This window comes from Streptomyces sp. NPDC047049 (assembly GCF_040643995.1).
Taxonomy (GTDB): Bacteria; Actinomycetota; Actinomycetes; order Streptomycetales; family Streptomycetaceae; genus Streptomyces; species Streptomyces mooreae.
On sequence record NZ_JBEYVM010000004.1, the window covers coordinates 156,135 to 182,867 of the forward strand.

Here is a 26,733-nt window from a genome sequence, read left to right on the forward strand (position 1 = left end):
TGAGGCCGGGACCGCTGCGCCGGGCCGCCCGGAGACGATCCGTCCCGCGTGACCCTCGGGAAGGGGGGCGGCAGGGGCCAGGCACACTTGAGGCATGACGTTCGGAGCCACGCCACCGCCGAGTTCCCGCCCGCCCCAGCGCTCGCGCGCCCGCCGGTTCGTCCCCCTGGGCATCGCCGCCTGGCTGGTGCTGGAGATCTGGCTGCTGACCGTGGTCGCCGGGGCCGCCAACGGCCTGACGGTCTTTCTCCTGCTGGTCGCCGGAGTGATCATCGGCGGCTATGTGGTCAAACGGGCCGGCCGTCGTGCCTGGCGCAACCTCACCGAGAGCTTGCAGACCACCGGCGGCCCGGCGGCTCCCGGCAACTCCGGCTCCTCCGGTAACGGCACCTCGGGCCCGGCCAAATCCGGCGACGGCAAAACCGGCAGCGGCAATACGCTCCCGATGGCCGGCGGGCTGTTGCTGATGATCCCCGGGCTGGTGTCCGACGCCCTGGGGCTGCTCTGCCTCTTCCCGCCGACCGGGAAGCTGATCCAGCGCCGCGCCGAAAAGCTGCTGAACCGGCGGGCGGGCTACGCCCCGGGCTCGTTCGGCGATGCCTTCCAGCAGGCGCGGATGCACCGGCCCGACGGCAAGGTCGTCCAGGGCGAGGTCATCCACGAGGACGAGCCTTCTCCCCCGCGCCGCCAGGACCCGCCGCTGACCGGCTGAGCGCGGGCGGGCGCCCGATGCGTGCGGACGACACCCGGCGCGTGCGGGCACCTGGCATGTGCCGGTGCCCGGCGCGTGCGCACGCCAGGTGTGTGCGGGCACGGACGCAGCAAGGGCCGGGCCACTGCGCAGTGCAGTGGCCCGGCCCTTTGTGCTGCTTGGCGCAGGTCCGTTGTCAGGCGGACTTGCGGTTGCTGTCGCGCGGATGCACGGCAATGTTCATGGTGCCGGAGCGCAGGACGGCCAGCCGTTCGGCCAGCACCTCCTCCAGCTCCTCGCGGGTGCGCCGCTCCATGAGCATGTCCCAGTGCGTACGCGCGGGCTTACCCTTCTTTTCCTCAGGGCCATCGCCATCCACCAGAAGCGAAGGTGCACCGCATACCTTGCACTCCCACTCCGGCGGAATCTCGGCCTCAACCGAGAACGGCATCTCGAATCGATGTCCGTTCTGGCATGCGTACTCCACCGCCTGGCGCGGGGCCAGGTCGATGCCGCGGTCGGTCTCGTAGCTGGTCACCACGAGTCGCGTGCCGCGGAGAGCTCGCTCACTCATGAATCGTGCCTCCCGGGCTTGTCGCCCACAGGACAGGTGTCGCTGTCGTCGTCATCCGGTCAACGTCCGGTCGGCGGTGAAGATTCCCGTATTCGAAATTCGGGACATGCGCCCACCCGTCGCCCACCACCGCCCATGATGGAGGCGCTGTGCGCCGCTGCCTTCCTTCGTGCCGCCCCTTGTTGTACCCACCAGCGCCCGGTTTGTCACATCTGGCAGCAGATGTCACCCAGCGCCATCGAGAGTGAAGCGCGCAGTAACGGTCCGCCTGGTGAGCCAAAGGCGTACACTACCGGCCCGCACGCCCTGGAGCTAAATCCGGTCAGGTACAGGATTTCCCGCCGCGGCGATCGCCCGTCCCACCGGCACCCTCGCCAACAGGACAAAACCGATCACAAAGAACGCCACCAGGGACACGATCGCGTCCCGGTAGCTCCCGGTGAGCTGGTAGGCCACCCCGAACACCAGCGGCCCCAGCCAGCTCACGCCCCGGTCGCTCATCTCGTACGCGGAAAAATATTCCGCTTCTTTGCCGTGCGGCACCAGATGGGAGAACAGCGAACGGGACAGCGCCTGGCTTCCGCCCAGGACCAGACCGATGCCGGCGGCCAGCCCGAAGAACCACCCGGGCGCCTTCGCGGGCAGGAAGTATCCCGCCGCGAGCGTCAGCACCCACGCCACCAGGGAGCCCAGGATCGTCCGCTGTGCGCCGTACCGTCCGGCCAGGCGCCCCATGAGCAGGGCGCCCGCCGCGGCCAGCACCTGGACCAGCAGGACCGCCACGATCAGCGTCGTCTGATCCAGGCCCAGCTCCTCGGACCCGTACACGGAGGCCTGGGTGATCACCGTCTGTACGCCGTCGTTGTAGACGAGGTAGGCGAGGAGGAAGGAGAGGGTGAGGGGATGGCGGCGCATGTGGCGCAGCGTCCCCCGCAACTGCCGCCACCCCTGGCCGGGCGCGGCGGAGCCGGGCCCGGCGGGCTGCTTGGCGACGGCTGCCCCCCGGTCGCGCAGCCGGCGCAGCGGAATCACCGAGAACGCGCCCCACCACAGCCCCGCCGACGCCAGGCAGATGCGCACCGCGGCGCCCGTGGACAGGCCGAAGGAGCCGTGTGCGCCGTAGAGCACCAGGTTGGCGACCAGGACCAGCGCTCCGGCCGCGTAGCCGAACGCCCAGCCGCGGGAGGAGACCGCGTCCCGCTCCTCGGGCCGGGCGATCTGCGGCAGGAAGGAGTTGTAGAGCATCATCGACACCACGAAGGCGACATTCGCGAGGATCAGCAGCGCCCCGCCCAGCAGGTAGCGGTCGCCGCCCAGGAAGAACATCCCCGTCGTCGCCGCGGCCCCCACGTAGGCGCACCAGCCCAGCAGCGGCTTCTTCCGGCCGGTCCGGTCGGCCAGCGCTCCGGCCAGCGGCATCGCCAGCACCGACAGCAACAGTGACGCGGACACCGCATAGGCATAGAAGGAGCCCGCGCGCACCGGAACGCCCAGGGGGTGCACAAAGCCGTCCGCGTCCGCCGCGGCTTTCGCCACCGAGGTCAGATACGGCCCCAGGAACACGGTCAGCACGGTCGTCGAATAGACGCTGTTGGCCCAGTCGTACCAGTACCAGCCGCGTTGTTCCCGGCGCCGGGCGGCCGTCTCGTCCCCGCCCTCGTCCACGCCTTTGGCCACGGCTCGTGTGCTCTCCACGCCGACCCCCGTCTTCCTGTCCCCGTTCACGGCGGCGGACGACGGCCGGCGGACCCGGAGCCGCGTGGGTCCGCATCTGCCGTCGGTTCGCGACGCCCCCCGGATCCCGCATCCCCGCTCGGTCGGCACCGGCATCCCCGCCCGGTCAGACCCAGCACCCCCGCTCGGTCAGCACCGCCCGCAGCGTCTCGATGTGGTCCGTCATGATGCCATCCACGCCGAGGTCCAGGAGCGCCGCCATCCGGTCCGCGTCATTGACCGTCCAGACGTGGACCTGCATGCCCAGCGCGTGCGCGGCGCGCAGGAAGAGCGGATCGACGACGGGGAGGCCGGACTGCCGCTCGGGAACCTGGACGCAGACCGCGCTGCGCCGCACCGCCGCACCCAGCAGCCGGTCCAGCGGCAGCACCCCGTGCCCGTACGACCGCAGCCGCAGGCCGGCCACGCCGCGGGTGCCGAGCGAGGTCGCCATCCGGCGTCCGGCCAGCCGCTGGGCGCGGGCCACCCGGGCCTCCGAGAACGAGCCGACGCACACCCGGTCCCAGGCGTTCGTGCGGCGCAGCAGGGCGAGCAGCGGAGCGAGCGCGGCATCGGCCTTGAGGTCGACGTTCCAGCGCGCCCCGGGGAACTCCTCCAGCAGCTCCTCGAACAGTGGCAGCGGCTCGTGGCCGCCGACGCGGGCCTGTCGCACCGCGCGCCAGGGGAGCTGCCCGATCGCGCCACGGGAGTCGGTGACGCGGTCGAGCGTCGCGTCATGGAAGGCGACGAGCTCTCCGTCCGAGGTGGCATGCACATCGGTTTCCAGATAGCGGTAGCCGAGGCCGACCGCGCGGCGGAAGGCGGCGGCGGTGTTCTCCAGGCCCTCGGCCGCCCCGCCCCGGTGGGCGAAGGGGAGCGGCACGGGGTGGTCGAGATAGACGTGGCGGGTGCGTATCGCTGGGGTCACTCCGGCAGTATTGCGTGCTCGGGTGAAGCACCTCCGCGGGCCACCACCGGTGAGGGCTTCACGGGCCGGTCCTTGATCGCGAAGCGCCGCAGGAAGAACTGCGCCAGCGGCCCGATGGCCAGCGCATAGACCACCGTGCCGACCCCGGCGGACCCGCCCAGCAGGAAGCCGGTGGCCAGTACCGTCACCTCGATGCAGGTCCGCACCAGCCGCACCGGACGGCCGGTCCGCAGATGCAGCCCGGTCATCAGCCCGTCCCGGGGGCCCGGACCGAAGTCGGCGGAGATGTACAGGCCGGTCGCGACACCGTTGAGCAGGACGGCGCCCGCCAGCAGCGGGATGCGCGCGGCCAGCGAGTGCAGCTGCGGCATCCAGGCCAGCGTCGCGTCCATCACCAGCCCGAGGATCACCACATTGGCCACCGTGCCGAGGCCGGGACGCTGGCGCAGCGGGATCCACAGCAGCAGGATCAGCGCACCGGCGACGATGGTGACCGTGCCGATCGACAGTCCCGTATGGCGGGATATGCCCTGGTTCAGCACGCTCCACGGCTCCAGGCCGAGCCCGGCCCGCAGCATCAGCCCCATGCTCACGCCGTACAGCGTCAGCCCCGTGAAGAGCTGGATCAGGCGGCGCGCCGGCAGCCCCCTCCCCGGTCCGGTTTTCCTGAATATGGACATGAATTTTCCCCTCCTGGCAGGATTGGACCGACGCATGACACCATGTGGCAGGTCCGGGCTCGTGAAGTAGAGCCAATTCGGGGAAGGTGGACTGATCTTCATGGCTCAGTGGACTTCAGCGGTGGGTGCACCCCAACTCGCCCGGCTGCTCCGGTCGCAGGACCCGTCCGAGGCTCAACTCACCGCCGCCGGACGCCGTTTGCCGGCCTATCGCAGCCTTGCCGACGGCGTCCGCCGACTCGTGCTGGAGGGCCGGGTGCCGGTCGCGGCGCGCCTGCCCGCCGAGCGCGAGCTGGCCACGGCCGTCGGCGTCAGCCGCACCACCGTCGCCGCCGCCTATGAAGCGCTGCGCGCCGAGGGATTCCTGGAGTCCCGGCGCGGCTCGGGCAGTTGGACCGCCGTCCCGGCCGGCAACCCGCTGCCCACCCGCGGTCTGGAACCGCTGCCCCCGGAGGCCGCCGGCTCCATGATCGACCTGGGCTGCGCCGCCCTCCCGGCTCCCGAGCCGTGGCTCACCCGCGCCTTCCAGGGCGCGATGGCCGACCTTCCGCTCTACGCCCACACCCACGGCGACTACCCCGCCGGTCTGCCGGTCCTCCGCCAGGCCCTCGCCGACCGCTACACCGCCCGCGGTATCCCCACCATGCCGGAGCAGATCATGGTGACCACGGGCGCGATGGGCGCGGTGGCCGCGATCTGCCGGCTGTGTACGAGCCCCGGCGAGCGGGTGGCCGTCGACTCCCCGTCGTACGCCAACATCCTCCAGCTGATGCGGGACGCCGGCGCCCGGCTCGTTCCGGTCGCGCTCGCCGACAAGCTGGCCGGCTGGGACATCCCCGTCTGGCGCCAGGTGATGCGTGATGCCGCGCCCCGTATGGCGTATGTCGTCGCCGATTTCCACAACCCCACCGGCACCCTTGCCACCGAGGACCAGCGCCGGCGCCTCGTCGATGCCGCCCGGTCGGCCGGCACCCTGCTCGTCGTCGACGAGACCATGACCGAACTCCAGCTGGACGAGGACACCGCACCGCCCCGTCAGGTGTGCGCGTTCGACCCCGCCGGCAGCGCCGTGATCACGGTCGGCTCGGCGAGCAAGGCGTTCTGGGCCGGGATGCGGATCGGCTGGGTGCGTGCCGCCCCCGACATCATCCGCAGTCTGGTCGCCGCCCGCGCCTACTCCGACCTGGGCTCACCGGTGCTCGAACAGCTCGCCATCGCCTCGCTCCTGGAGGGCGGCGGCTGGGAGGCGGCCGTCGGCATCCGCCGTGAGCAGGCCCGTGAGAACCGCGACGCGATCGTCGAGGCGCTGCGCCGGCACCTCCCCGACTGGGAATTCAGCGTTCCCCGCGGCGGCCTCACCCTCTGGGCGCGTACGGGCGGACTCTCCGGCTCCCGGATCGCGGAGGCCGGGGAACGGCTCGGGGTGCGGGTGCCCTCCGGCCCGAGGTTCGGCGTCGACGGTGCCTTCGAGGGATTCGTACGGCTGCCCTTCACGGTCAGCGGAGCCGTCGCCGAAGAGGCCGCGGTCCGGCTGGCCGGCGCCGCGCGACTGGTGGCGACGGGCGCACCCGTGGACACGGAGCTGCGGCATGCGTTCGTGGCCTGACGGCTGATCAGCGGGCCGGCCCCTCGGGTGGGCCCTCGGGGCGCGGCGGCCTCACCCCTCCGTGGGGACGGCCTCCGCCGACCCGTTGACCACGCGGGATTCGCCACCCTTGACGGCCCGCGCCCGGAGCCCCGCCGCGCCCACCGGCTCGGCGGGGGGAACGGCGTTTCCGGCGTTCCGTGCCGCTCCGGTCATCGCGGTGTCGCCGGCCCCTGTGGACCCGCCGGCCGCCACGGTCTCGCGGTGCGGCTCCGCCGTGTCGGCGGCCCCGGTTCCGGAGCCCCCGGTCCCGGAGCCTGCGGACTTGCTCATGTTCACCCGTCGGCCGGTATCCGCGGACGTGCCCTCGTCACCCGGCCTGCCGTCGGTCGCCGTCGTGGCCGCCCCTGCCCCGTCGGCCGGGACCGTACGCTCCGGCAGCAGCGACAGAACGGCCTGCCGCAGCGCCTGCCCGGTGGTCTCGTCGAGCGGATCGGGCGTGGCCGGCACCTGGAGTCGCAGTACCGGAGCGGACCCCAGGCGCACATAGCCGCGGCCCGGCGGGACGCTCGCGGCCGGCGTGGTGTGCGGCGGCGCCCCGAGCACCGCCCGAACCTCCTCCGCCGTGGCGGGGCCGAGTACCACCCGCGCCTTGGTGTGCGCCCGTACGGGCTCGCTCAGCAGCTCGGCGCTCTCGAACTGGTCGGCCACGACCACCGTGACGTGGGCGGCCCGGCCGTGCCGCAGCGGCGTCTGCAGCCACCGCTGCGGATCGTCCCGGCCCTCCGCGACCGCCACATGGGCCAGCGCCGTCGGACGGTCCGCGAGGATCCACAGGGGCCGCCGGGTGTCCTCCGGCGCAGGCCGGCCGGCCTGCCGGGCCCGGTTCGCCGCGATCAGCCGCCGCTCGGTCTCGTGGGACGCCCACTCCAGGGTCGCCAGCGCCCCCGCCAGGCCGCTCTCCACGCCCAGTACCCCCCGGCGTCCGGACAGCGCGCCGTACTCACCGGTGCCGCCGCCGTCGATGACCAGCACATCCCCGTGCTGCAGCGCCTGCAGCGCGATCGAGCGCAGCAGGGTCGTGGCGCCCGTCCCCGGCTGCCCCAGGACGAGCAGATGCGGTTCGGTGGAGCGCGGCCCGGTACGCCAGACCACCGGCGGCGCATCCCGCGTCTCCATCCCGGCGGTGACCGGCAGGGTCCGCTGCACGGCGTCCGCGTCCGTGAACCCGAGCACCGTCTCGCCCGGTGAGGTGACGAAGCGCTGCGCTCCGATGTCGGCGGGCAGCGCGCCGAGCACGGTCACGGTGAGCTGATTGGCCAGCTCGTCCCATCCGAAGTGGTACTCGCGGCCCCGGCCCGCCTTGGCGTACAGCACCTGCTCGATACGGACCCGGGACTGGTCCTCACCGTCGGTGAAGTACGCCGGATACTTCAACTGCAGCCGTTCGATCCGCCCGCTGTCGTCGAAGGCGTGCTCGGTGAAGACCCGCTCCCAGCCGCCGTCGTGCGCGTACAGGGGGCTGGGGTCGCCCTCGACGGAGAAGTACGGGACCAGCGCCTCGTACAGCGCCTGCAGCCGCTCCCGCTCGGCCTCCCCGGGACCGGTCTCGACGGGCGTACGCTCCCGGCCCGCCCAGGCGCCCGCGCCCATCACCGCGATCAGGGCGAGCAGCGGACCGTACGGGACCAGGCACATGACCAGCACACACGCGCCGACGAAGAAGGCCAGCGGACCGCGGTTCTCCCGCGGCGTGTCGACCCAGCGTCCGCGGCCCGCCGCGCCCAGCCGGCGCAGCCCCCGGCCGATGGTGATCAGCGGATGGAGCACGTCACAGGCGCTGTCGGCGGCGGTCCGCGCGAGTTCCCGGCCGCGGGCGAGCGAGGTGCTCTGGGTCATACGGGCGAGCGGTGCGCTGTCGGTCAGGATGCGGGGCAGGGGTCGACGGGCCACATCGTCTCCTGTTGCTCGTGGCGGTGGTCGTGGGAGGGCTCGGGGGCGGCTCGGTGTGGGCGGCGGCCGGGAGCGTGCTGCATACGGAGCCGCCCGGACGGGAGGTGGTGCGGTCCGTTCGGGCGGGACCCGTGGAGTGGCACCGGATGACGACTCCGGACCGTGGATGACGGCTCCGGACAACGCCGGAACACCGGATGACGACTCCGGACGGCGAACGACGGGACTGTGCGGGCAGGCGCTAGATCTTGATCCCCCCGAGGAGGCTCGCCAGGCTCGCCCCGCCGGCCTTGATGCTGGGGGCGATGGCGGAGCTGGCGAGATAGAACCCGAAGAGCGCGGAGACCAGTGCATGCGACAACTTCAGGCCGTCTTTGCGGAAGAAGAGGAAGACGATGACACCGAGCAGGACGACGCCGGAAATGGACAGAATCATGGGGGTTCTCTCCTGGGTGGTGGGGACGGACACCATGAGTTCTTCCAGCCTCACAGCACGTATCAAGCCAGGAAAAGCCGCAAATGGGTGATTTGTCGTGGGAATTCCCCAAATGGGTGCAGCTCCAGGGCGTGCCGCTCCGGGGTGTGCTGGGCGTGTCGCGGCCCCGGTCCGCCGACCCGGCACAATCGTGGGGTGTCGAAGCCGAACAAGCCGAAGAAGCCGGGCAAGCCGAAGAAGCCGAGCGAGCTGAGCAGGCCGAAGGGCGAGCCGCGCCGCCCGCCCGCCACTGTCACCGCCGCCTCACCGTGCCCGTGCGGGCGCACCGAGACCTACGGCGACTGCTGCGCCCCCTTCCACCAGGGGCGCGCCACCGCCCCGACCGCGGAGCGCCTGATGCGCTCGCGCTACAGCGCCTTCGCCGCCGGTGACACCGGATACCTGCTGCGCACCTGGCACCCGACGACCCGCCCCGGCGGCCTCGAACTCGACCCGGACCTGCGCTGGAGTGGCCTGGACATCCTCGGCACCACCGGCGGCAGCGCCTTCCACACCGAGGGCACCGTGGAATTCCGTGCCCACTTCACCCTGCACGGCCACGCCGACAGCCAGTACGAGCACAGCCGCTTCGTCCGCGAGAGCGGCCAGTGGGTCTATCTCGACGCCCTGCCGTCGGTGTAGGCGCTGCCCGGTTCAGAGCCCGCGCAACTGGTCGATCTCGCGGCGGTCGCGCTTGGTGGGCCGACCGGTGCCGCGTTCGCGCACTGCGATCACCGGAACCTCCTCGCGCGGCGGGACCGGCGGACTGTTGTCGATGAAGCACTCGGCGGCAACGGCCGCGCCCACCCGCTTGCGCACCAGGCGCGAGACGACCACGATCCGCTCCCGGCCCGCGTGCCGCAGCCGCACCTCGTCGCCGTTGCGCACCGCATGGGCCGGTTTCACCCGCTCGCCGTTGACCCGTACGTGGCCCGCGCGACAGGCCGCCGCGGCCAGCGACCGCGTCTTGGTGAGCCGTACCGACCAGATCCAGCTGTCGATGCGGGTGGTCCCCTCGTCTGAAGCCATACCAAGACTCTAGAACGGCCGCCCGGTGAGCGGTGGCCGACGGCCGGGCCCCTGGTCGCTCCGGCTCGCCGTACGCGTGCGTCGTACGCGGCTGCCCTGCGCGTCTGCCCTGCGCGTCTGCCCTGCGCGTCCGCCCTGCGCGTGCGCCGTGCGCGATCGTCGTACCCGTCCGCCGCCGACGGCCGTCACCCCGTCTTCCGGCCCGACTTCCCGCCCGTCGCCTTCTTGGCGGTGCTCTTCGATGCCTTCTTCGCGGAGGTGCCGGCGGTCGAGGTGCGGGCGGTCGAGGCGCGGGTGCTCGTGCCGGTCTTCTTGGCCGGCGAAGCGGCCCTGGCCCGTCCGCCGGAGGTCTTCGCCGCGGCCGCCGTCTTCTTGCCGGGGGTCTTCTTCGCGGTGGCCGAGCCGGAGCCGGTCTTCTTCGCCGTCTTCTTCGCCGGAGTGCCGCTCCGTCCGGAGGCGCGCGGCCCGGCCTCGCTCTTCTTCGCCGGCTTCCGCCCCCGCAGGGAGGTCACGGGCGCCGACTTTGCCCGGGTGTCGGGCGGCCCGCCGCCCCGCGCCGCCCGCACGCTCTTCTCCAGGGCCGCCGTGAGATCGATGACCTGGGCGCCGGAGCTGCCCGACGCGGCGGGGGCGGCCGGCTCCTCGCCCTCCACCTTGGCGGCCACCAGCTCCTCGACGGCCTCGCGGTAGTCGTCGTGGAGTTCGGCGGGGTCCAGCTCGCCCAGGGAGTCCATCAGCGTCTCGGCCAGCGTCAGCTCGTTCTCGCGCAGCTCGACATCGTCGGGTGCCACCCCGGTGGCGGGCCGGATCTGATCCGGCCACAGCAGCGTATGCATCACGATCGCCCGGTCGTACGCCCGCAGCATCGCCAGCGACTCCCGCCCCCGCATCGCCACCTTGCCGACCGCGACCTTCCGGTGGTGCTCCAGCGCCTCCCGCAGCAGGGTGTACGGCTTGGTGGCGGAGGTTCCATTGGGGCCCAGGTAGTAGGCCTTGTCCATCTGGAGCGGATCGATCTCGGCGGGGTCGACGAAGGACAGGATCGACAGCGTCTTGGCGGTCGGCATCGGCAGCTGGGACAGATCGTCGTCGGTGATCGGTACGACGGTCTCGTCGCCCGGCGCCTGATAGCCCTTGCCGACCTCCTCGTTCGGGACCTCCTCGCCGTCCAGCTCGCAGATCTTCCGGTAGTGGATCTGCGCGCCGTCCTTCTCGTGAATGCGCACGAAAGAGACCGACGAGGTGCGGTCGGTGGCGCTGTAGGTCTTCACGGGGATGGTGACCAGACCGAACGAGATGGAGCCATTCCAGATAGATCGCATCGTTTATCCCTTATGTGGGATTCTCATCGTATGTCGCCGATCACCGACGTGGAGGGGCGGCGCCTCCCGCTGACCAACCTGGACAAGGTCCTCTACGCCGAGACCGCCACCACCAAGGGCGAGGTGCTGCACTACTGCACCACCGTCGCGGGCCCGCTGCTCGCCCACCTCCACGACCGTCCGCTCTCCTTCCTGCGCTACCCCGACGGGCCGGAAGGCCAGTGCTTCTTCACCAAGAACGTGCCGCCCGGGGCACCCTCCTGGGTGAAGACCTGCGAGGTCCCGCACTCGACCTCCGGGCCCGCCCGGCAGGTTCTGCTGCAGGACCTGCCCTCGCTGGTCTGGGCGGCGAACCTGGTCGTCGAACTGCACACTCCGCAGTGGAAGTGCCAGGCTCCCGGCCTCGCGGACCGCCTCGTCCTCGATCTCGATCCCGGCGCTCCGGCCACCATCGTGGAGTGCTGCGCCGCGGCACAGTGGCTGTACGACCGGCTGGCAGCCGACGGCCTGGAGGTCTGCGCGAAGACCAGCGGATCCAAGGGCCTGCACCTCATCGTGCCCATCGAACCCACCCCCTCCGAGCGGGCCACCGCATACGCCAAGACCCTCGCCACCGAGGCCGCGGCGGCCCTCCCGGACCTTGTCGTGCCCAAGATGACCAAGGCCCTTCGCCCCGGCAAGGTCTTCCTCGACTTCTCCCAGAACGCCGCAGCCAAGACCACCGCCGTCGCCTACACGCTGCGTGCCCGCCCCACCCCCACCGTCTCGACCCCCGTCACGCGGGACGAGATCGCCGAGTGCACCGATCCACGGCAACTCAGCTTCCTCTTCGGCGAGATCGCACCCCGCCTCGCGCACCACGGCGACCTGCTCGGCCCGCTCCTCGACCCCGGCCGGGCCCGGCCGCTTCCGCGCGCCGCACCCCCGCGTGCGCCCGCGGCACCCAACAGGCCCGGGTCCGGCCGGGGTTCGACGTAGATTGGCGGCATGCTGGAGGGGACACCACACGCGCCACACGACACACTGCCGCTCCGTCTTCCGGACCGGTGGGCGGATGACGAGGCCGCCGGCGACGGACCGGAGCCCGGCAACGCGGGGGAACCGGTCGGTCGGGCGCCGCACCCGGGGCGGCGCCGGCCCGCCGCGGGCACCCGGGGCGGCGCGAGCAACCAGGATGACGAGGGCCATCAGGACGGCGAGGGCAAAGGCCTGCAGCGCTCCTCACTCCTGATGGCGCTGGGGACCGTGATCTCCCGTGGCACGGGGATGATCCGCCAGGTGCTCCAGGCGGCCGCACTCGGCACCGGCCTGCTCGCCACGACGTACAACACCGCCAACATGGTCCCGATGAGCATCTACACCCTGCTGATCGGCGGCGCGCTGAACTCGGTACTGGTGCCGCAGCTGGTACGCGCCAGGGCCGAGCACGCGGACGGCGGACGGGCCCATGAACAGCGCCTGGTCACCCTCGTCCTGAGCGTGCTGGCGGTGGGCACCGTGCTGTCGCTCTGGGCGGCGCCGCAGATCGTCGCCGTCTTCACACCGGACACACCGGGCCACCACGCCGCCTTCGAGCTCACCGTGGTGTTCGCCCGGTTCCTGCTGCCACAGCTCTTCTTCTACGGCTTGTTCTTCATCCTCGGTCAAGTCCTCAACGCCAGGAACAAGTTCGGCGCGATGATGTGGACGCCGGTCCTCAACAACATCGTGCTGATCACGATGTTCGGGATCTACCTCGGCCTGCTGGCGGGCCCCGACCGCATCGAGGACATCAGCCCCGGCCAGATCGACTTCCTCGGCATCGTCACCACCGGTGGCATCGCGGTACAGGGCCTGGCCCTGATCCCCTTCGTCCGCGCCGCCGGCTTCCGCTTCCGGCCGCGCTTCGACTGGCGCGGCACCGGTCTGCGCAAGAGCCTCACGGCCGCCCGCTGGACCCTGCTGTTCGTGCTCGCCAACCTGGCCGCGATGGTCGTCGTCACGCACTACGCCGTCGCCGCCGACCAGCAACTCCCCACCGCGGGCGTCGGATACAGCGTCTACAGCTATGCCCAGCTCATCTGGACGCTGCCGCAGTCGATCGTCACCGTCTCGCTGGTGACGGCGCTGCTGCCGCGGATGAGCCGGGCGGTCGCCGAAAGCCGTCTCGACGACCTGCGTGCCGACCTCTCCCGTGCGCTGCGCATCAGCGGCGTCGTGATCGTTCCGGCCGCCTTCTTCTTCCTCGCGCTCGGCCCGCAGACCGCCCAGTTCCTGTTCGCGCACGGCACCGTGGACTCCGCGTCGGCCGTGCCTGCCGGGCACATGCTGCAGGCCTTCGGGCTCGGCCTGATCCCGTACTCCGCCCAGTACCTGCTGCTGCGCGGCTTCTACGCCTTCGAGGACACCCGCACGCCGTTCTGGATGGCCGTCTGGATCGCGGCCGTCAACATCGCCCTGGCCACCGCGTGTCATCTGCTGCTGCCCGCCCGCTGGGCGGTGACCGGTATGGCCGCGGCCTACGCCGTCGCGTACGGCGTCGGGCTGCTGGTCACCGCGCTGCTGCTGCGCCGGCGGCTCGCCGGCCGCCTCGACGGCCGGCGCCTGTGCCGCACCTACGGCAAGCTGACCGGGGCCGCGGCCACAGCCGCGGCGGCCGGCTGGCTCGTGGCCCGTGCCTGCTTGGGCGTGCCCGTCCCGGCGGCCTGGACGCCCGTCCTGGGCCTGGCCGCCGGCGGTACCGGCATGGCGCTGATCTTCCTGGCCCTGGCCCGTGCCCTGAAGATCGGTGAGCTGCGCAGCCTGCCCGGACTGCGGTGAGCAGGTCCGCAGTGACCAGGATTTCCGTACCGGGTCCCGGCGGCCCGGTAGGTGGCGCCCCGGTCTGCGATGACCCGGTCGGTGGTGCCCCGGTCGGCGGGCTCCCTCACACCGCGCGCGACCGCGGCCAGGGCGTCTGCGCGGCGGCCGCCAGCCAGCCGATGACGGCACCGACGGTGGTGTCACCCAGGCTCGCGATCTCCGCCAGGGCGGCCAGGTCCCCGTCCGCCGGGGCGACGCCGGCCGCGGTCAAGGCGGCGTGGAGGTCCAGCCGCCGGTAATCGGGCATCGCCACCGGCCCCTGCCGCTGCTCCGCGGAAAGCGGGGGAGCGGACAGACCGTACGGCTGCGGCGGCTCGAAGGGCAGCCGGTCCTCCGGGCGGGGCGGCGGGAGGAAGGGGTGCGCGGCGGAGGCGGACGGGCGCGACGGTTCGTGCGGGGACGCGGGCGCGCCGAGGCGCTCCTCGGGACGCGGGGGAGCGAGCACATAGTCCGGCGTCGCGCCGTACGGCGGGGGAGTGGGGCGGAAAGGCGACATGGCGGCCTCCACAACTCGCGGTCCGAAGGGTTCACCGGCTTTCGGCGAAGATGGTGTCAGTACTCCGGAAGCCGGAAGGTGCCCGTCCGGTTGCGGGCGGGACGAGGGTTCACCCGATGGGCCCAAGGAGCGCAGTCCGCTCGCCGCACGGTCATCGCCGCGGTGGCCGTCGTCCACCACCTGGACTTCGCTGCCACCCTCACCCCGCCACGCCGCCGAACGGAAAACAGCCCCCGTGCGGCACTTCTGACGAGGAATCGGCCATTGGCGACGGAATGGCAGTTTCGGCGGAATTCTTCGGTTCTCACGATGTGGGAAAAATAACTCTCCGCTGATGTGCACACCGTGGTGATTACCGCGATGGAAGGCTTCCTGCGGCCGTATTTCCCAACGGCCGGTGCCGGTCGTGCCCCACACTTTCGCGACCCGGTGCCACAATTCGGGGAAAGGACACCCTTCGTGGACAACACCCGCGTGAACCGCCGCGCCCGGACCGCGCTGGCCCTCGCCGCCGGAACGGTATTGACGGTGACGATCGGACAGCTCCCGGCCGGTGCGACGGCCGCTCCGGCTGCCCCCCACCGTGCCGCTGCCGCGTCCGTCACCCAGCACGCGTCCATATCCACCGGCACATCTGATGCCGCGTCGTATGACGACGCGTCCGATGCCGACGACTACTACAAAGACGCCGACGGCAAGACCGGCCAGGCACTGAAGGAGTCGCTGCACCGGATCATCAGCACCACCCAGACCGGAAAACTGACATACGACCAGGTCTGGGACGCCCTCAAGGACACCGACCAGGACCCCGACAACAGCGCGAACGTCATTCTGCTGTACAGCGGCCGGTCGCAGAGCAAGGAAGCCCACGGCGGAAATCCCGACGACTGGAACCGCGAGCACGTCTGGGCGAAGTCCCATGGCGACTTCGGTACCGACACCGGTCCCGGCACCGACCTCCACCACCTGCGCCCGGAGGACGTGTCCGTCAACAGCGTCCGCGGCGACAAGGACTTCGACAACGGTGGTACGGCGGTGGACGGCGCGCCGGGCAGCCGCTCCGACGACGACTCCTTCGAGCCCCGTGACGCGGTCAAGGGCGATGTCGCCCGCATGATCCTCTATATGGCCGTCCGTTATGACGGCGGTGACGGCTTCGCCGACCTGGAGCCCAACGACAAGGTCGACAACGGCACCCAGCCGCACATCGGACGGCTCTCCGTCCTCAAGCAGTGGAGCAAGCAGGACCCGCCGGACTCCTTCGAAAAGCACCGCAACCAGGTGATCTTCGATAAGTACCAGCACAACCGGAACCCGTTCATCGACCACCCGGAGTGGGTCGACTCGATCTGGTAGGCCGCATCCGGCAGTCAGGGCCGGGGCCGGCGGCGGTCTTCGCCCGGCCCCGGCGTGTCCGCATACGGCAGTCGGCGTGCCGCGTACGGCAGTCGGGGCGCCGCGTACGGCAGTCGGGGCGCTCGCACATCGGATGGCGTAGGCCAGCCAGCGCGCGGCCGGGGTCGTTTTTAGCGTGGGCCACATGTCGAGCGCGAGTTGGGTCCCCGTCAGAGTCGTTACCGCAGCCACCGTTTGTGCCGTGAGCCTGCTGGCCGTGCCGGTCCCGGCGGCCGCCGATGGCCCCCATGGCATCGACGATCTGCGGGCCGCCGCGCATGTGGCCGATCCGGTCCGTGCCGAGAGCCGGCTGGACGGCCGGGGAGTGCAGTTCCTGCCCCGGCCGGACGTGCCGGAGCCACCGGATGTCTCCGCCCTGTCGTGGATGGTGACGGACATGGCGACCGGCAAGGTCCTCGCGGCCAAGGACGCCCACCGGCCCCTGCCACCCGCCAGCACCCTCAAGGCGCTCTTCGCCGTGACCGTGCTGCCGAAGTTCTCCCAGGGGGAGGTACACACCGTCTCCCTCCGGGACCTGGACGGTATCGAGGCGGGCAGCTCGCTGGCCGGCCTCAAGGAGGACCTGCCCTATCGCGTCGCGGACCTGTGGGACGCGGTCTTCCTCCGCTCGGGCAGCGATGCGGTGCACACCCTGGCCGGCATGAACGGCGGCTGGAACAAGACCATCGACGATATGCAGGAGACCGCGGACCGCCTCGGTGCCCGCGACACCACCGTGGCGTCCGCCGACGGGTTCGACACGCCGGGCCAGTTCTCGTCCGCCTACGATCTGACGCTCTTCGGACGGGCCGGCCTCGCCGACCCCGACTTCGCCCACTTCGCCGCCACGAAACGGACGGAACTGCCGGAGGAGGGTGGTCCGGACGCGTTCGACATCGTGAACACCAACCGGCTGCTGGTCGGCTCGCACGGCGTCAAACCGTACGACGGCCTGATCGGGGTGAAGAACGGCTATACGACCCACGCCGGAAACACCCTGATCGCCGCGGCCCGGCGGGACGGCCGGACGCTGCTGGTCACCGTGATGAACCCGCAGTCCGGCAGCCGCAACGCCGTCTACGAGGAGACCCGGGACCTGCTGGACTGGGGATTCGAGGCGGCTCCCCGGGCGGCCGCCGTCGGCGTGCTGCCCGCGCTGCAGCCCCGTGGGGGCACCGGCGTGTCGCAGCCCGTCGCGCACCACTCGCGGTCCGTCGTGCCGCTGCACAAGACGGCGGTCGTGTCGCAGACGGACGCCGACACCGAGGCGCGGTACTGGTGGTTCGTCTCCGCCGCCGGAGCCGTCGGGGTCATCGCCCTCGCCGCGCTCGGCACCGCTCTGTGGTGGCGCCGTCGCAAGCCGTCCGAGAGCCGGGGCGCGGAGTTTGACTGAGCCCGTGGCGCGCCGCCGGACGTCGTACATCCATCCGATCGGTCAGGGATACGGAGGACGCGCGATGGCCTTGCCCGGTGAAGGGCGACGCGTCCGCCACGCTTGTGCGGCCTGCCGGGCGCTGCTCGGTGTAGCGTCCTGATCAGCTGTCGTGGTTCCGAAGTGCCGGACGCCCGTGTCGCATTCACGGGCGTCCTTGCTGTGTAGCGCGTCTCCGGACCAGGGCGATCACCTCCGGGGTCCGCAGCACGCGGAACCCGATTCGAGCCCCCTTGAACGAAGGAGACGGATATGGCGTCCGGCACGGTGAAGTGGTTCAACTCGGAGAAGGGCTTCGGCTTTATCGCGCAGGACGGCGGCGGCGCCGACGTCTTCGCGCACTACTCCAACATCGATGCCACGGGCTTCCGCGAGCTGCAGGAAGGCCAGAAGGTGACCTTCGAGGTCACCCAGGGCCACAAGGGTCCCCAGGCGGAGAAGATCCGTCTGGCGTAGGTCCGGCAGAGCCCCGTCGGCGCCCGTTCCCGGCCCGGGGGCGGGCGCCGACGCACGTCACGGGTGCCTCGGACGTCACCCGGTCGGCCGCGGCGAAGGGCCAAGGGCGGCCGGTCCTGGCCCTCGCGTGCCGGCGGGCCGGACGGGGGCCGCAGTCTCAGGGCTGCGGTGGCCGGTCCTGGCCCTCCCCGCCGAACTGGTCCCGCATCTTCTCCTGCGCCGTGTCGACCTGGCCCTTGTACTTGCCCTGGGTCTTGTCGTCGACCATGTCGCCGGCCTTGTCGATGCCCTTGTCCGTCTGGCTTTCGTGGCCCTTCAGCATGCTCTTGATCTTGTCCATCATGGACATGAGTGGTCCTCCTCACCACGGTCCCCCCACGACTCCAGCATCACCCCCTGCCAGGTGATCTGCATCCGCGCGCCGGGGCGGTGCCGGGGCGCCCCGGCGGCCGTGGCGGCCCGGTTCAGTGACCGCTCGCCCCGGTTCAGTGACCGCTCGCCACCGGTGCCTTCATCCGGTCGCTGATGAACTTGATCGAACCGGCGGCCATGCCCTTCTGGTAGTCCCACGCGTTGTGCCGGCCACCGGGGATCAGCTGCATGGCGGTATGGATCGGGCCCTTGCCATAGGCCCGGCGGAAGCGGTCTATGGCGGTGGTGACGGCGGCGGGCTCCCGGCTGCCGGCCTGGAAGGCGAGGTAGATGTCCGGCCCGCCCTTCCGCAGCAGCCGCTGGGCGAGCTTTGCCGGGTCGTTGGCGTCCCGCTGCGCCCGGTGCCCCGCCCACAACGGCGAATCCGGCACGATGTCCGGGCCGCTGGCTATGGCCGCCTTGAACTTCTCCGGATGTTTCAGCACGGACTTCAGCCCGGCGAAGCCGCCCGAGGACGACCCCATGAAGGCCCAGCCGTCGCGGGACTTGAACGTACGGAAATTGGCCTTGGCCAGTTGGACGACGTCCTCCGTCAGCCAGGTCCCCATCTTCTGCCGGCCGGGTATGTCGCTGGCGTCGTGGTACTGCGTGTCCGGGTTGAGCATCGGCATCACCACGATGAACGGGAGGCTCTTGCCCTCCTCGGTCCACCGGGTGAGGTTCTCCTGCAGTTCGATGTCGCCGCCCACCCAGTAATTCGTGACGCCGCCGGGCTCCTTCGGGCTGCCCAGGCCACCCGGCAGGGCTATCAGCACCGGAAATCCGCTCTTGGCGTATTTCGGGTCGTGGTACTCCTTCGGCGCCCAGACCCAGACGCTTCCCGTGACACCGGATTTCGGACCCCTCAGGGTCGCCCGCGCTATATGGGTGCCGTCGTCCAGGGTCCGGGTGATCCGGAAGTCACTCTTGGGGCCGGTCGGCAGGAGGGTGTCCGCGTCGACGGGCCGGGCCCGCGCGGCGCCGTCGCCGGAGGCGCCGGCATTGAAGTCGACCGGGTTTCCGGTCTCCGAGCAGCCGGCGAGCAGCGCGCAGGCAGCGGCGAGGGTGGCCACGAACGCGACGGCAGAAGGGCGTTTCACGAGGGACTCCGCGACTGGAAGATCAAGTACAAGTGCTCATAAAGAGGGAAACGAGGCCGGGGAGGTTCCCCTGCCGCGCGCAGGCTTTCGGGCCCGGTTCACTCATACGGAGTAACGCGTCCCTGGTGGTTTCCCTCGGCCGGCCTCCGGCTCGCTCGACGGGCACGGTCGTGCGGCCCGGCCGAGAATGCAGCGGTGAGCGATGAACACCGCAGTGAGGAACACCGCAGTGCCGATGACGCCGCGTCGCGCGCCATGCCGTGCGACGAGGAACGCAGGCTCGCCAGGAAGGCGCTGGCCGGCCGGGCGCGGGACGCGGACGACCTGTCGTTGTTGACGGACATGCTGGGCCTGGACCCGAGCCGCGATCCGGACCACGAGGCGGCGCACGGCCGTCAGCCGGGCCCTGGCCGGACAACCGGGCGCGGCACCGGACGCGAACGGCGCCAGGAGCTGCGCCGTGACACTTGCCGTGACGCCCGCTCGCGCTCGGGCGGCCCCGGGGCGTGAGCGACGCCCGAGCCCGCCCGCCGTGTGCCTCGGACCGTGTGGGTGGCGGCGTCGTTCCACGGGCGCTGTCCGCCGGAGCCGTGGATCTCGTCGTGTGTGAAGCCCCCGGCTTGCGCCGGCCACCGCCGGAACACTCCGAGGCTCAGGTCCGCACGGGTGGCAGGAGGCGGGAGCAGGTGGAGTGGGCGACGAAGGCGATGCCGTCGTAGTCGTCGGCGGGGACGAGTGGTGCCATGTGGAGGCGGTAGGTGAACCGTGGCACGCCCGCACCGAAGCTGCGGTGCAGGTGCGGGGTGTGCAGCCACCGGGCGGCTTCGGGGGAGGGGCCGGGGGTGCGCAGGTCGGCGTAGTAGTTGCCGGGGACGGCCTGTGCGAGGCGCGCTTCGACGGACCGGATTCCGGTGCCGATACGGTGCGGGCGTGGTGGGCCCTGCCGGTCGTTGCCGCGGCGGGCGAGGAAAGAGCCCTTGCCGAAGAGCAGGGCCAGAGCGTAATAGCTGTCGCCGTAGCGCTCCCGGAGTCTGCTGCCGAGCGCGGGCACTCCGTCGCCGTATGTGCCCTTGGTGAGGTGCCCGTTGTGGGCCCAGAGAATGACGCGGTCCGAGGGGCTGTCGTCGACGAGCCGTGCCACGGCGTCGGCCATGTAGCGGTCACGGGCGGCGAACACGCTGTGTTCCCCGGGGCGCATGCCGGGCGAGCGGGTCACGAGATCGGCGGCGCGGGTGAGGATGCGGGCGTGTTCCAGGGCCTCGTGAGCGGCATCCGCTGTGGTGCGCCGGGCGAACTGATCCCGGTGGTCCGCCAGGAAGCCCGCGAGTGCTTCGACGCGGCGCAGAAGAGCCTGTTCCGGGTCGGGCCGGGAGGCGGGGTGGGCCTGCTTCAGCACCTGAAGTGCGTCCACGTCCCGCGCCCGCTCGGGTGCCACCCGGCGCAGGAAGGCGGCGACCGCCTCGAGCGAGTCGGTACAGCGCTGGGGGTCAGTGCCGACGAAGCGCACTCGCCGGCTCTCGGGAAGGCCGCGGTTGTGGGCACGCAGCCATCCGACGAGGTCGAGCATTTCCTCGGTGCGCCAGGTCCAGAACCCCAGGCGGGTGATGAGGCGCGAGGGGTCGCCGGTGCCGTGCCGCACGTATGCGTCCAGGGCCCTTGCGGCAGACGCACTGGCCTCCATGGCGAAGGTGGTGAAGCCCGCCTCGCGCACCAGGAACTCCACGATCCGGTGCTTCAGTCGGAAGAACTCACGGGTGCCGTGGGTGGATTCGCCCAGGCCCACGATCCGCACGCCCCGCAGGGCCGCCCCGAGCGGTTCGAGGTCCTGGCGCGGAGCGCCCGGCGTGAGCGAGCCGAGTGGCCTGGCGTACTCGGTCAGCCAGCGAGTGATGTCGTCGGGCACCGTGGTGCGTCTCCCCCTGTGTGTGCGGCTGGGCGGCGCCTGGGCGTACCCGCTCCCGCCACCTGATCATGTGTCTGTTCCCCCTCCCGGCATGCGGCGAGGAAGTCCTGGAGGTCTCGCACTGCCTCCGGGTGTCCGTGCTGGGAGTACACGCCCCGTGACGTTGACGACAACTCCCTCCCCAACCGCCCGACCGTATTCGGCCAGGCGCTCGGCGATGTCCCCCGGGCCGGACCCGCCCCGCCCGGGCCGGACCCGCCCCGCCCGGGCCGTGATGCCCCGTATCCGTGCCGGTGCCACACTTGGCGGGCAGGGCCATCGTGCCGCCGCCAGCCGGAGGAGGCCGTGCCCGTGGCCGACAAGGGCACCGACAACGGGACCGACGACCAGGGCGTCGAGAACAAGGGCACCGACCGCAACGGGACCGACCGCAACGGGACCGAGCACGGCACCGTCGAAGACGCGTCCCCGCCGTCGCCCCCGCACCGCCCGTGCGCCCTCGTCACCGGCGCCACCGGATACATCGGCGGCCGCCTGGTGCCTGAGCTGCTCGCGGCCGGGTTCGCCGTACGGGCGCTGGCCAGGACGCCGGAGAAGCTGCGTGACCACCCCTGGGCCGGGGACACCGAGATCCTGCGCGGCGATGTCACCGACGCCGCGTCGGTCCGTAGTGCCATGGACGGCGTCGAGGTCGCCTACTACCTGGTGCACGCCCTGGGCAGCGGCCGGAGTTTCGAGGACACCGACCGCAGGGCCGCGGAGATCTTCGCCCGGCAGGCCCGCGCCGCCGGGGTGCGCCGGATCGTCTACCTCGGCGGTCTCGGCCCCCGGGGCATCCCCGAGCGGGACCTGTCGCCCCACCTCCGCTCCCGCGCCGAGGTCGGCGACATCCTGCTGGCCTCCGGTGTCCCCACCGCGGTCCTGCGCGCCGCCGTGATCATCGGCTCCGGCTCGGCCTCGTTCGAGATGCTGCGCTATCTCACCGAGCGGCTGCCGGTCATGGTCACGCCGAGCTGGGTGCGTACCCGCATCCAGCCGGTCGCCGTCCGCGACGTGCTGCGCTACCTCGTGGGCTGTGCCCGCCTCCCCGGTGATGTCAGCCGTACCTTCGACATCGGCGGGCCCGACATCCTCACCTACCGGGACATGATGCAGCGCTACGCCCGGGTCGCCGGGCTGCCCGAGCGGCTGATCCTCCCCGTCCCGATGCTCACCCCACGCCTGTCCAGCCTCTGGATCGGACTGGTCACCCCCGTGCCCCCCGGCCTGGCCCGCCCCCTGGCCGAATCGCTGCGCTACGAGGTCGTCTGCCACGAACACGACATCGCCCGCTACGTCCCCGCCCCCGACCCACCGGGCCACCCCCTCGCCTTCGACGACGCCCTGGAACTGGCGCTGCGCCGGGTACGGGACGCCGAGGTCACCACCCGCTGGTCCAACGCCGCTGTGCTCGGCGCACCGAGCGATCCGCTGCCCACCGACCCCGACTGGTCCGGCGGCAGCCTCTACACCGACCGGCGGGAGCGGACCGTGGACGCCCCGCCCGAGGTGCTGTGGCGGGTGGTCGAGGGCATCGGCGGGGACAACGGCTGGTACTCCTTCCCGCTCGCCTGGTCGCTGCGCGGCTGGCTGGACCGGCTGGTCGGCGGGGTGGGGCTGCGCCGCGGCCGACGGGACGCGGGCCGGCTGCGGGTCGGTGACTCGCTCGACTTCTGGCGGGTCGAAGAGGTCGTTCCGGGCCGGCTGCTGCGGCTGCGCGCCGAGATGCGCCTGCCCGGTCTGGCCTGGCTGGAGCTGACGGTCGGCCGTGACGCCCAGGGACGCACGCGCTACGGCCAGCGGGCCCTCTTCCATCCGCACGGACTGACCGGCCATGCGTACTGGTGGTCCATCTCCCCGTTCCACGCCGCGGTGTTCGGCGGGATGGCCCGCAATATCGCGGCCGCCGCGGCTGCCGAGTACCACGCCCGCCCGGCGTGAACGGCCCGGGGGCGGAGTGGAATCCGCGGCAGCCCCCGCCGGGTTCCGGGACCCTTGGCATGCTGGTGCCATGACGGAGCGATCCGGGCGTGCGCGGGAGCGGGCAGTGGTGGTGGGGGCGGGCCACAGCCACTCCAGGCCGTACGGCGCGAGATCGAGTGTGCGCAAATACGGGGAGGCGGCGCCCATCAGGGGCTCGGCGCCGAGGGACCGGCCTGGCGGCGGTCGGCGCGTCCGTGGGGCTCATGGTCATCGCGGCCGGGCACCGGTACGGCTGGCCGGTGGCCAAAGGCGGCTCGGTGGCCAAAGGCGGCTCGGGTGCCATCGCCACCGCGCTGACCGCCCTGCTCGCCGAGGCCGGCGGCCGGATCGAGACCGGGGCCCCGATCCGCTCACTCGATGAACTCCCGCCCGCCGCAACGGTGTTGCTCGATCCGATGCCGGCCGCCGCGGCAGCGCCGATCGGCGACCGGCTGCCGCCCCGGGTGCGCGCTTCGCCCCGGGGACCCGGGAGCGCATCGTGGCCGCCACCGCCACCTCGACCGCCGAACTCGAACGGGGCAACGCCGTCCCGCCGGCGGCGACATCATCGGCGGCGCGAACACCCCGTTGCAGCTCACCATGCGTCCCCGCGTCGCCCTCGATCCGTACCGCACCGGCGTTCCCGGGTCTTCCTCTGCTCGGCGGCCACCCCGCCGGGAGCCGGTGCCCACGGGATGAGCGGCCACAATGCGGCCCGATCCGCGCTACGGGCGCTGGGCAGGGCCTGACCGGAGACACCCGGAAGGCGGGCTCCCGGGCGCGCTGCCCGGGAACCCGCCCTCACGGTCTGCTCAGTGACGCGTGTGGTGCGTGACGACGCCGGGCGCCATCCGGCCGCAGTTGGAGCCGGACACGTTGACGCTGACCGACTCGATCGTGCCGCCCCAGTCCACACAGATGCCCTTCGCGGGCAGGTAGACGGGACCGGCGTACGAGGTGTACTTCCCCTCGTCGTAAACCCAGCCGGAACCGCCGTTGGTGGCCGAGAGATACGTGTACATGTACACCGGCTTACCCGGGCTGTTCCGGACCGTCACCACACAGTTCTTTCCGGTCTTTGCGCTGTACGTCAGGTACACGGTCCCCTTTCCGGTGACCGGTACGGAATTCACTACGCTGTAGCCGCTTCCGCAGGCTCCGTTGTACGCGGCGGCCTTTGTTGCCGCGGATGCGGTGGTGGCCGCCGTCATCGTGGCGATACTCGCCACGGCCAGCACTGCGGATCCTGCGATGGCACGTGAACGCTTCATCTGAATTACCCCCGTCGGGTGAGTGCGTCGCGTGGTCTTTTCACCGTGTTGGACAGCGGTCGCCCGCGGATGGTTGCGCAGCGGAAGGGAATTCACCTTTGTTCGACCCCGGTTGTCCAAAAACCGTACACGGGCGGTTCGCGGCGCACGCGGGCGCACAACGGCCGGTCCCCGGCGCGCACAAGGCGCCGGGGACCGGCCGGGAACATGGAGGTGAGGCGGTGTCAGCCGCCGTTCGCGAGGACCTTGAGGCGGGTGTACGTGCCGTTGAAGCGGTTGCGGTCGCCGACCGAGTGGCCCGAGGAGGTGTGCTGCCAGATGCTGTGGTACTCCCAGCCGCGCGGCAGCGAGCCCACGGACGAGCCGTAGCGCGGGATCCACAGCGGATTCGTCCTGCCGAACTTGCCGGAGTTGCCGGTGCAGCGCTTCCACCAGTTGGTGGAGGTGTAGATGACCGGGTAGCGGCCGGTCTCCTCCCGGTAGGTCAGCACGAAGTCGCGGATCCATTTGACCATCGACTTGTGGCTCTTGCCGTAGCAGGTCGCGCCGTAGGGGTTGTACTCCATGTCGAGCGCGCCGGGCAGCGTCCTGCCGTCCCTGGACCAGTCGCCGCCGTGGTCGGCGAAGTACTCCGCCTGTTCACTGCCGCTGGAGTGGTCGGGCAGCGCGAAGTGGTACGCGCCGTGGATCATGCCGGAGGAATACGAGCCCCGGTACTGCTGCGCGAAGTACGGGTTCGTGTAGCTGGTCCCCTCGCTGGCCTTGACATACGCGAAACGCACCCCGGACTTGCGCAGCGACTTCCAGTGGACCCTGCGGTTGTGGCTGGAGACGTCGACGCCGGACACGGCCCTTCTGGACGACGCCTGCGGCTCCAGACCACCTGCCCGGACGCTGCTGCCCTCGTGGGCCGCGATGGTGGAACCCATCCAGTCCTGCTCGGGGTGGGCGGGTCTCTTCTCGGAGTCCGACGCCGTGGCGGAGCCGGGCAGCGCGAGGGGCAGAGCGAGCACGGAGAGAAGAGAGACGAGAGTTCCGGCCGCAAGAGGGACTGTACGGCGGGCCGGACCGGATCTGCGCAAGGGCATCGCATGCCTCCGAAGGCCTTCGGTTGAGTCAGGTTCGGCAGCTTTTGAGCAGAATCCTGCCGATAAGAGACTTATACGCAGAACTGCCTGACGCCATGGCCCAACAGGCCGTCGGTCCGCCGAGCAGCCCCACATCTCACCCGTCCGGCGGTCAGGAGCGGATGGCCGCGTCGACGGCCCCCGCCCCTGTTCTTCGGCCCCGGCCCTTGCGCCGCGCGACAGAGCGAAGCGGGCCCCGGCACCGCCGGGACCCGCTCCACCGCGCAGCGGCGAACGCGCCATTCCGCCGCTTCGCAAGCTGCCTTATGCAGAGCCTGTCGGCTCGCTTGTGTGCTCCGTCATGCCCGTGGCCTCATCAGGCTGGGCCGGCCGGGAGGGCCGGCGACGGCTGGTCGGCTCCGCCGGCTCAGTAGGCCGAGTTGACCTTGTCGATCGAGCCGTACTTGTCGGCCGCGTAGTTGGCCGCGGCGGTGATGTTGGCGACCGGGTCGGTGAGGTTCTTGGGCGTACCGGACACGTGGTAGGTGTCGAAGGTGGGCTGGATCACCTGCAGCAGGCCCTTGGAGGGCGTGCCCTTGACGGCATTGACGTCCCAGCCGTTGACGGCGTTGGGGTTGCCGGCGGACTCCCGCATGATGTTGCGGTGCAGGCCCTCGTAGGAGCCGGGGATGCCCTTGGCCTTCATGATGTCCAGGGACTGGCGGATCCAGCCGTCCAGGTTGTTCGAGTAGTCCTTGACGCCGGTGCGCTCGGTGGAGCGGCTGGCGGCCTGCTGAGTGCTGTGCTGCTCGGCGACGTCGGCGACCTTGGTGTGGCCCGCGACCGAGGCGGTCACGGCACGGCCGGTCTTGGCGTCGTCGGCCTTGCCGGGCTGTCCCTTCGCATCGACGGGCTTGACCGCGGCCGGGGCGTGCGCGGACGCCGCCTGGGCGGTGTCCGGAGCCGAGGTCATGGCCAGGCCCGAGGTCGCACCCGCGGCGGCCAGGACGGCCACGGCGATCTTGTGGGTGCGGGTGATGCGGGTAATGCGGGGCAGGGTGAAGCTAGGCATGCAGATTGACCTCTTCCAGGTACTGGGGACGGGGAGGCGGCCTTTTTGGCGGCGCGTTCCGCACCGGAGGTCTTTGCCGCGATCGCCGTGGGGCGTAAGTCGCAAGCTCGCTCTCAGTGCGTCGGAATCCATGGTTAACGCCGGTCCCGAATCGAGGCAATGTTGCTCGGTACTACTCATCTTCGTGAGGTAAACCCGGATACCTGAAGTGATAAGCGTTTCTGGCGGCGTTGGCCCGGAATGGCCGCATGGAATTCAACTAGGCAAGCTCGTACGTGACGTACGTCGCGTGCCCCGAGTCACTTGAGAGGGCCTTCAAAGGCCGCTCGACCGGTCCG

25 protein-coding genes and 1 pseudogene are annotated in these 26,733 nt (G+C 71.4%); 11 read left to right on the forward strand and 15 right to left on the reverse strand.

What is annotated here, in order from left to right:
* Positions 1–94: 94 nt before the first annotated feature.
* Positions 95–712: an FxsA family membrane protein gene (gene fxsA / locus ABZ851_RS12090; protein WP_361125211.1), complete on the forward strand. Its 618-nt coding sequence runs from the start codon at positions 95–97 to the stop codon at positions 710–712.
* A gap of 175 nt (positions 713–887) precedes the next feature.
* Here the strand turns inward: fxsA and ABZ851_RS12095 are convergent, their stop codons facing one another.
* The 4 genes from ABZ851_RS12095 to ABZ851_RS12110 all read right to left on the reverse strand — a co-directional run bounded on the left by ABZ851_RS12095 (position 888) and on the right by ABZ851_RS12110 (position 4,586).
* A complete protein-coding gene (locus ABZ851_RS12095) occupies positions 888–1,265 on the reverse strand; it encodes an RNA polymerase-binding protein RbpA (protein WP_026170122.1) in 378 nt (125 codons plus the stop codon).
* Between the two features lie 312 nt (positions 1,266–1,577).
* The gene (locus ABZ851_RS12100; protein ID WP_361125213.1) at positions 1,578–2,960 is read right to left on the reverse strand and encodes an MFS transporter; all 1,383 of its coding nucleotides are present in this window, start codon (positions 2,958–2,960) and stop codon (positions 1,578–1,580) included.
* Positions 2,961–3,105: 145 nt separating this feature from the next.
* A complete protein-coding gene (locus tag ABZ851_RS12105; RefSeq protein ID WP_361125215.1) occupies positions 3,106–3,906 on the reverse strand; it encodes a glycerophosphodiester phosphodiesterase family protein in 801 nt (266 codons plus the stop codon).
* On the reverse strand, positions 3,903–4,586 hold the full coding sequence (locus ABZ851_RS12110; RefSeq protein WP_361125217.1) for a hypothetical protein: 684 nt from the start codon (positions 4,584–4,586) through the stop codon (positions 3,903–3,905). The genes ABZ851_RS12105 and ABZ851_RS12110 overlap by 4 nt, the downstream gene beginning before the upstream one ends.
* Before the next feature lie 100 nt (positions 4,587–4,686).
* Here ABZ851_RS12110 and ABZ851_RS12115 point away from each other — a divergent pair, with 100 nt between their 5' ends.
* On the forward strand, positions 4,687–6,192 hold the full coding sequence (locus ABZ851_RS12115; RefSeq protein ID WP_361125219.1) for a PLP-dependent aminotransferase family protein: 1,506 nt from the start codon (positions 4,687–4,689) through the stop codon (positions 6,190–6,192).
* Between the two features lie 51 nt (positions 6,193–6,243).
* Here ABZ851_RS12115 and ABZ851_RS12120 read toward each other — a convergent pair whose 3' ends face one another.
* Together ABZ851_RS12120 and ABZ851_RS12125 are read right to left on the reverse strand one after the other, a co-directional pair.
* Positions 6,244–8,124, reverse strand: coding sequence for a hypothetical protein (locus ABZ851_RS12120; protein ID WP_361125221.1), 1,881 nt, complete (start codon positions 8,122–8,124; stop codon positions 6,244–6,246).
* A gap of 241 nt (positions 8,125–8,365) precedes the next feature.
* Positions 8,366–8,560, reverse strand: a complete 195-nt coding sequence (locus ABZ851_RS12125; protein WP_018092434.1) for a hypothetical protein — start codon at positions 8,558–8,560, stop codon at positions 8,366–8,368.
* 249 nt (positions 8,561–8,809) lie between these two features.
* Here ABZ851_RS12125 and ABZ851_RS12130 point away from each other — a divergent pair, with 249 nt between their 5' ends.
* Positions 8,810–9,241: a YchJ family metal-binding protein gene (locus tag ABZ851_RS12130; RefSeq protein ID WP_361126204.1), complete on the forward strand. Its 432-nt coding sequence runs from the start codon at positions 8,810–8,812 to the stop codon at positions 9,239–9,241.
* Positions 9,242–9,253: 12 nt separating this feature from the next.
* Here the strand turns inward: ABZ851_RS12130 and ABZ851_RS12135 are convergent, their stop codons facing one another.
* Together ABZ851_RS12135 and ABZ851_RS12140 are read right to left on the reverse strand one after the other, a co-directional pair.
* Positions 9,254–9,628, reverse strand: coding sequence for a S4 domain-containing protein (locus ABZ851_RS12135; protein ID WP_088801349.1), 375 nt, complete (start codon positions 9,626–9,628; stop codon positions 9,254–9,256).
* A 185-nt stretch (positions 9,629–9,813) separates the two neighbouring features.
* Entirely contained in the window at positions 9,814–10,950 is a 1,137-nt protein-coding gene (locus tag ABZ851_RS12140; RefSeq protein ID WP_361125224.1) for a Ku protein, read from the reverse strand.
* A gap of 30 nt (positions 10,951–10,980) precedes the next feature.
* Here ABZ851_RS12140 and ligD point away from each other — a divergent pair, with 30 nt between their 5' ends.
* A complete protein-coding gene (gene ligD, locus ABZ851_RS12145; RefSeq protein ID WP_361125226.1) occupies positions 10,981–11,928 on the forward strand; it encodes a non-homologous end-joining DNA ligase in 948 nt (315 codons plus the stop codon).
* Positions 11,929–12,180: 252 nt separating this feature from the next.
* A complete protein-coding gene (gene murJ / locus ABZ851_RS12150) occupies positions 12,181–13,749 on the forward strand; it encodes a murein biosynthesis integral membrane protein MurJ (RefSeq protein ID WP_361126207.1) in 1,569 nt (522 codons plus the stop codon).
* 106 nt (positions 13,750–13,855) lie between these two features.
* Here murJ and ABZ851_RS12155 read toward each other — a convergent pair whose 3' ends face one another.
* Positions 13,856–14,287 (reverse strand): hypothetical protein, encoded by a 432-nt coding sequence (locus ABZ851_RS12155; RefSeq protein WP_361125228.1) that lies wholly within the window; start codon positions 14,285–14,287, stop codon positions 13,856–13,858.
* Positions 14,288–14,746: 459 nt separating this feature from the next.
* On the opposite strand from ABZ851_RS12155, the gene ABZ851_RS12160 reads away from it, so the two are divergent.
* From ABZ851_RS12160 to ABZ851_RS12170, 3 genes are all read left to right on the forward strand, one after another.
* Positions 14,747–15,643: an endonuclease gene (locus ABZ851_RS12160; protein ID WP_361125230.1), complete on the forward strand. Its 897-nt coding sequence runs from the start codon at positions 14,747–14,749 to the stop codon at positions 15,641–15,643.
* A gap of 241 nt (positions 15,644–15,884) precedes the next feature.
* Positions 15,885–17,075: a serine hydrolase gene (locus ABZ851_RS12165; RefSeq protein WP_361125232.1), complete on the forward strand. Its 1,191-nt coding sequence runs from the start codon at positions 15,885–15,887 to the stop codon at positions 17,073–17,075.
* 291 nt (positions 17,076–17,366) lie between these two features.
* A complete protein-coding gene (locus ABZ851_RS12170) occupies positions 17,367–17,570 on the forward strand; it encodes a cold-shock protein (protein WP_006601696.1) in 204 nt (67 codons plus the stop codon).
* A 157-nt stretch (positions 17,571–17,727) separates the two neighbouring features.
* Here ABZ851_RS12170 and ABZ851_RS12175 read toward each other — a convergent pair whose 3' ends face one another.
* Both ABZ851_RS12175 and ABZ851_RS12180 read right to left on the reverse strand, forming a co-directional pair.
* Positions 17,728–17,919, reverse strand: a complete 192-nt coding sequence (locus ABZ851_RS12175; protein ID WP_336053657.1) for an antitoxin — start codon at positions 17,917–17,919, stop codon at positions 17,728–17,730.
* Between the two features lie 136 nt (positions 17,920–18,055).
* The gene (locus tag ABZ851_RS12180; RefSeq protein WP_361125235.1) at positions 18,056–19,081 is read right to left on the reverse strand and encodes an alpha/beta hydrolase-fold protein; all 1,026 of its coding nucleotides are present in this window, start codon (positions 19,079–19,081) and stop codon (positions 18,056–18,058) included.
* A gap of 195 nt (positions 19,082–19,276) precedes the next feature.
* On the opposite strand from ABZ851_RS12180, the gene ABZ851_RS12185 reads away from it, so the two are divergent.
* Complete coding sequence (locus ABZ851_RS12185) at positions 19,277–19,591, forward strand: hypothetical protein (protein WP_361125237.1); 315 nt, start codon at positions 19,277–19,279, stop codon at positions 19,589–19,591.
* Positions 19,592–19,733: 142 nt separating this feature from the next.
* On the opposite strand, the gene ABZ851_RS12190 is transcribed toward ABZ851_RS12185, so the two are convergent.
* Entirely contained in the window at positions 19,734–20,984 is a 1,251-nt protein-coding gene (locus ABZ851_RS12190; protein ID WP_361125239.1) for an erythromycin esterase family protein, read from the reverse strand.
* 522 nt (positions 20,985–21,506) lie between these two features.
* On the opposite strand from ABZ851_RS12190, the gene ABZ851_RS12195 reads away from it, so the two are divergent.
* Positions 21,507–22,964 carry an SDR family oxidoreductase gene (locus ABZ851_RS12195; RefSeq protein ID WP_361126210.1) on the forward strand — a complete coding sequence of 486 codons (1,458 nt, stop codon included), beginning with the start codon at positions 21,507–21,509 and terminating at the stop codon, positions 22,962–22,964.
* Between the two features lie 299 nt (positions 22,965–23,263).
* Positions 23,264–23,734: pseudogene (locus ABZ851_RS12200) on the forward strand (hypothetical protein); the annotation flags it as partial.
* A 63-nt stretch (positions 23,735–23,797) separates the two neighbouring features.
* On the opposite strand, the gene ABZ851_RS12205 reads toward ABZ851_RS12200, so the two are convergent.
* The 3 genes from ABZ851_RS12205 to ABZ851_RS12215 all read right to left on the reverse strand — a co-directional run bounded on the left by ABZ851_RS12205 (position 23,798) and on the right by ABZ851_RS12215 (position 26,395).
* Positions 23,798–24,256 carry a spore-associated protein A gene (locus ABZ851_RS12205; RefSeq protein WP_361125241.1) on the reverse strand — a complete coding sequence of 153 codons (459 nt, stop codon included), beginning with the start codon at positions 24,254–24,256 and terminating at the stop codon, positions 23,798–23,800.
* Positions 24,257–24,480: 224 nt separating this feature from the next.
* Positions 24,481–25,344 (reverse strand): lysozyme, encoded by an 864-nt coding sequence (locus ABZ851_RS12210; protein WP_336053649.1) that lies wholly within the window; start codon positions 25,342–25,344, stop codon positions 24,481–24,483.
* A gap of 406 nt (positions 25,345–25,750) precedes the next feature.
* Positions 25,751–26,395, reverse strand: a complete 645-nt coding sequence (locus ABZ851_RS12215; RefSeq protein ID WP_361125243.1) for a transglycosylase SLT domain-containing protein — start codon at positions 26,393–26,395, stop codon at positions 25,751–25,753.
* Positions 26,396–26,733: the final 338 nt, after the last annotated feature.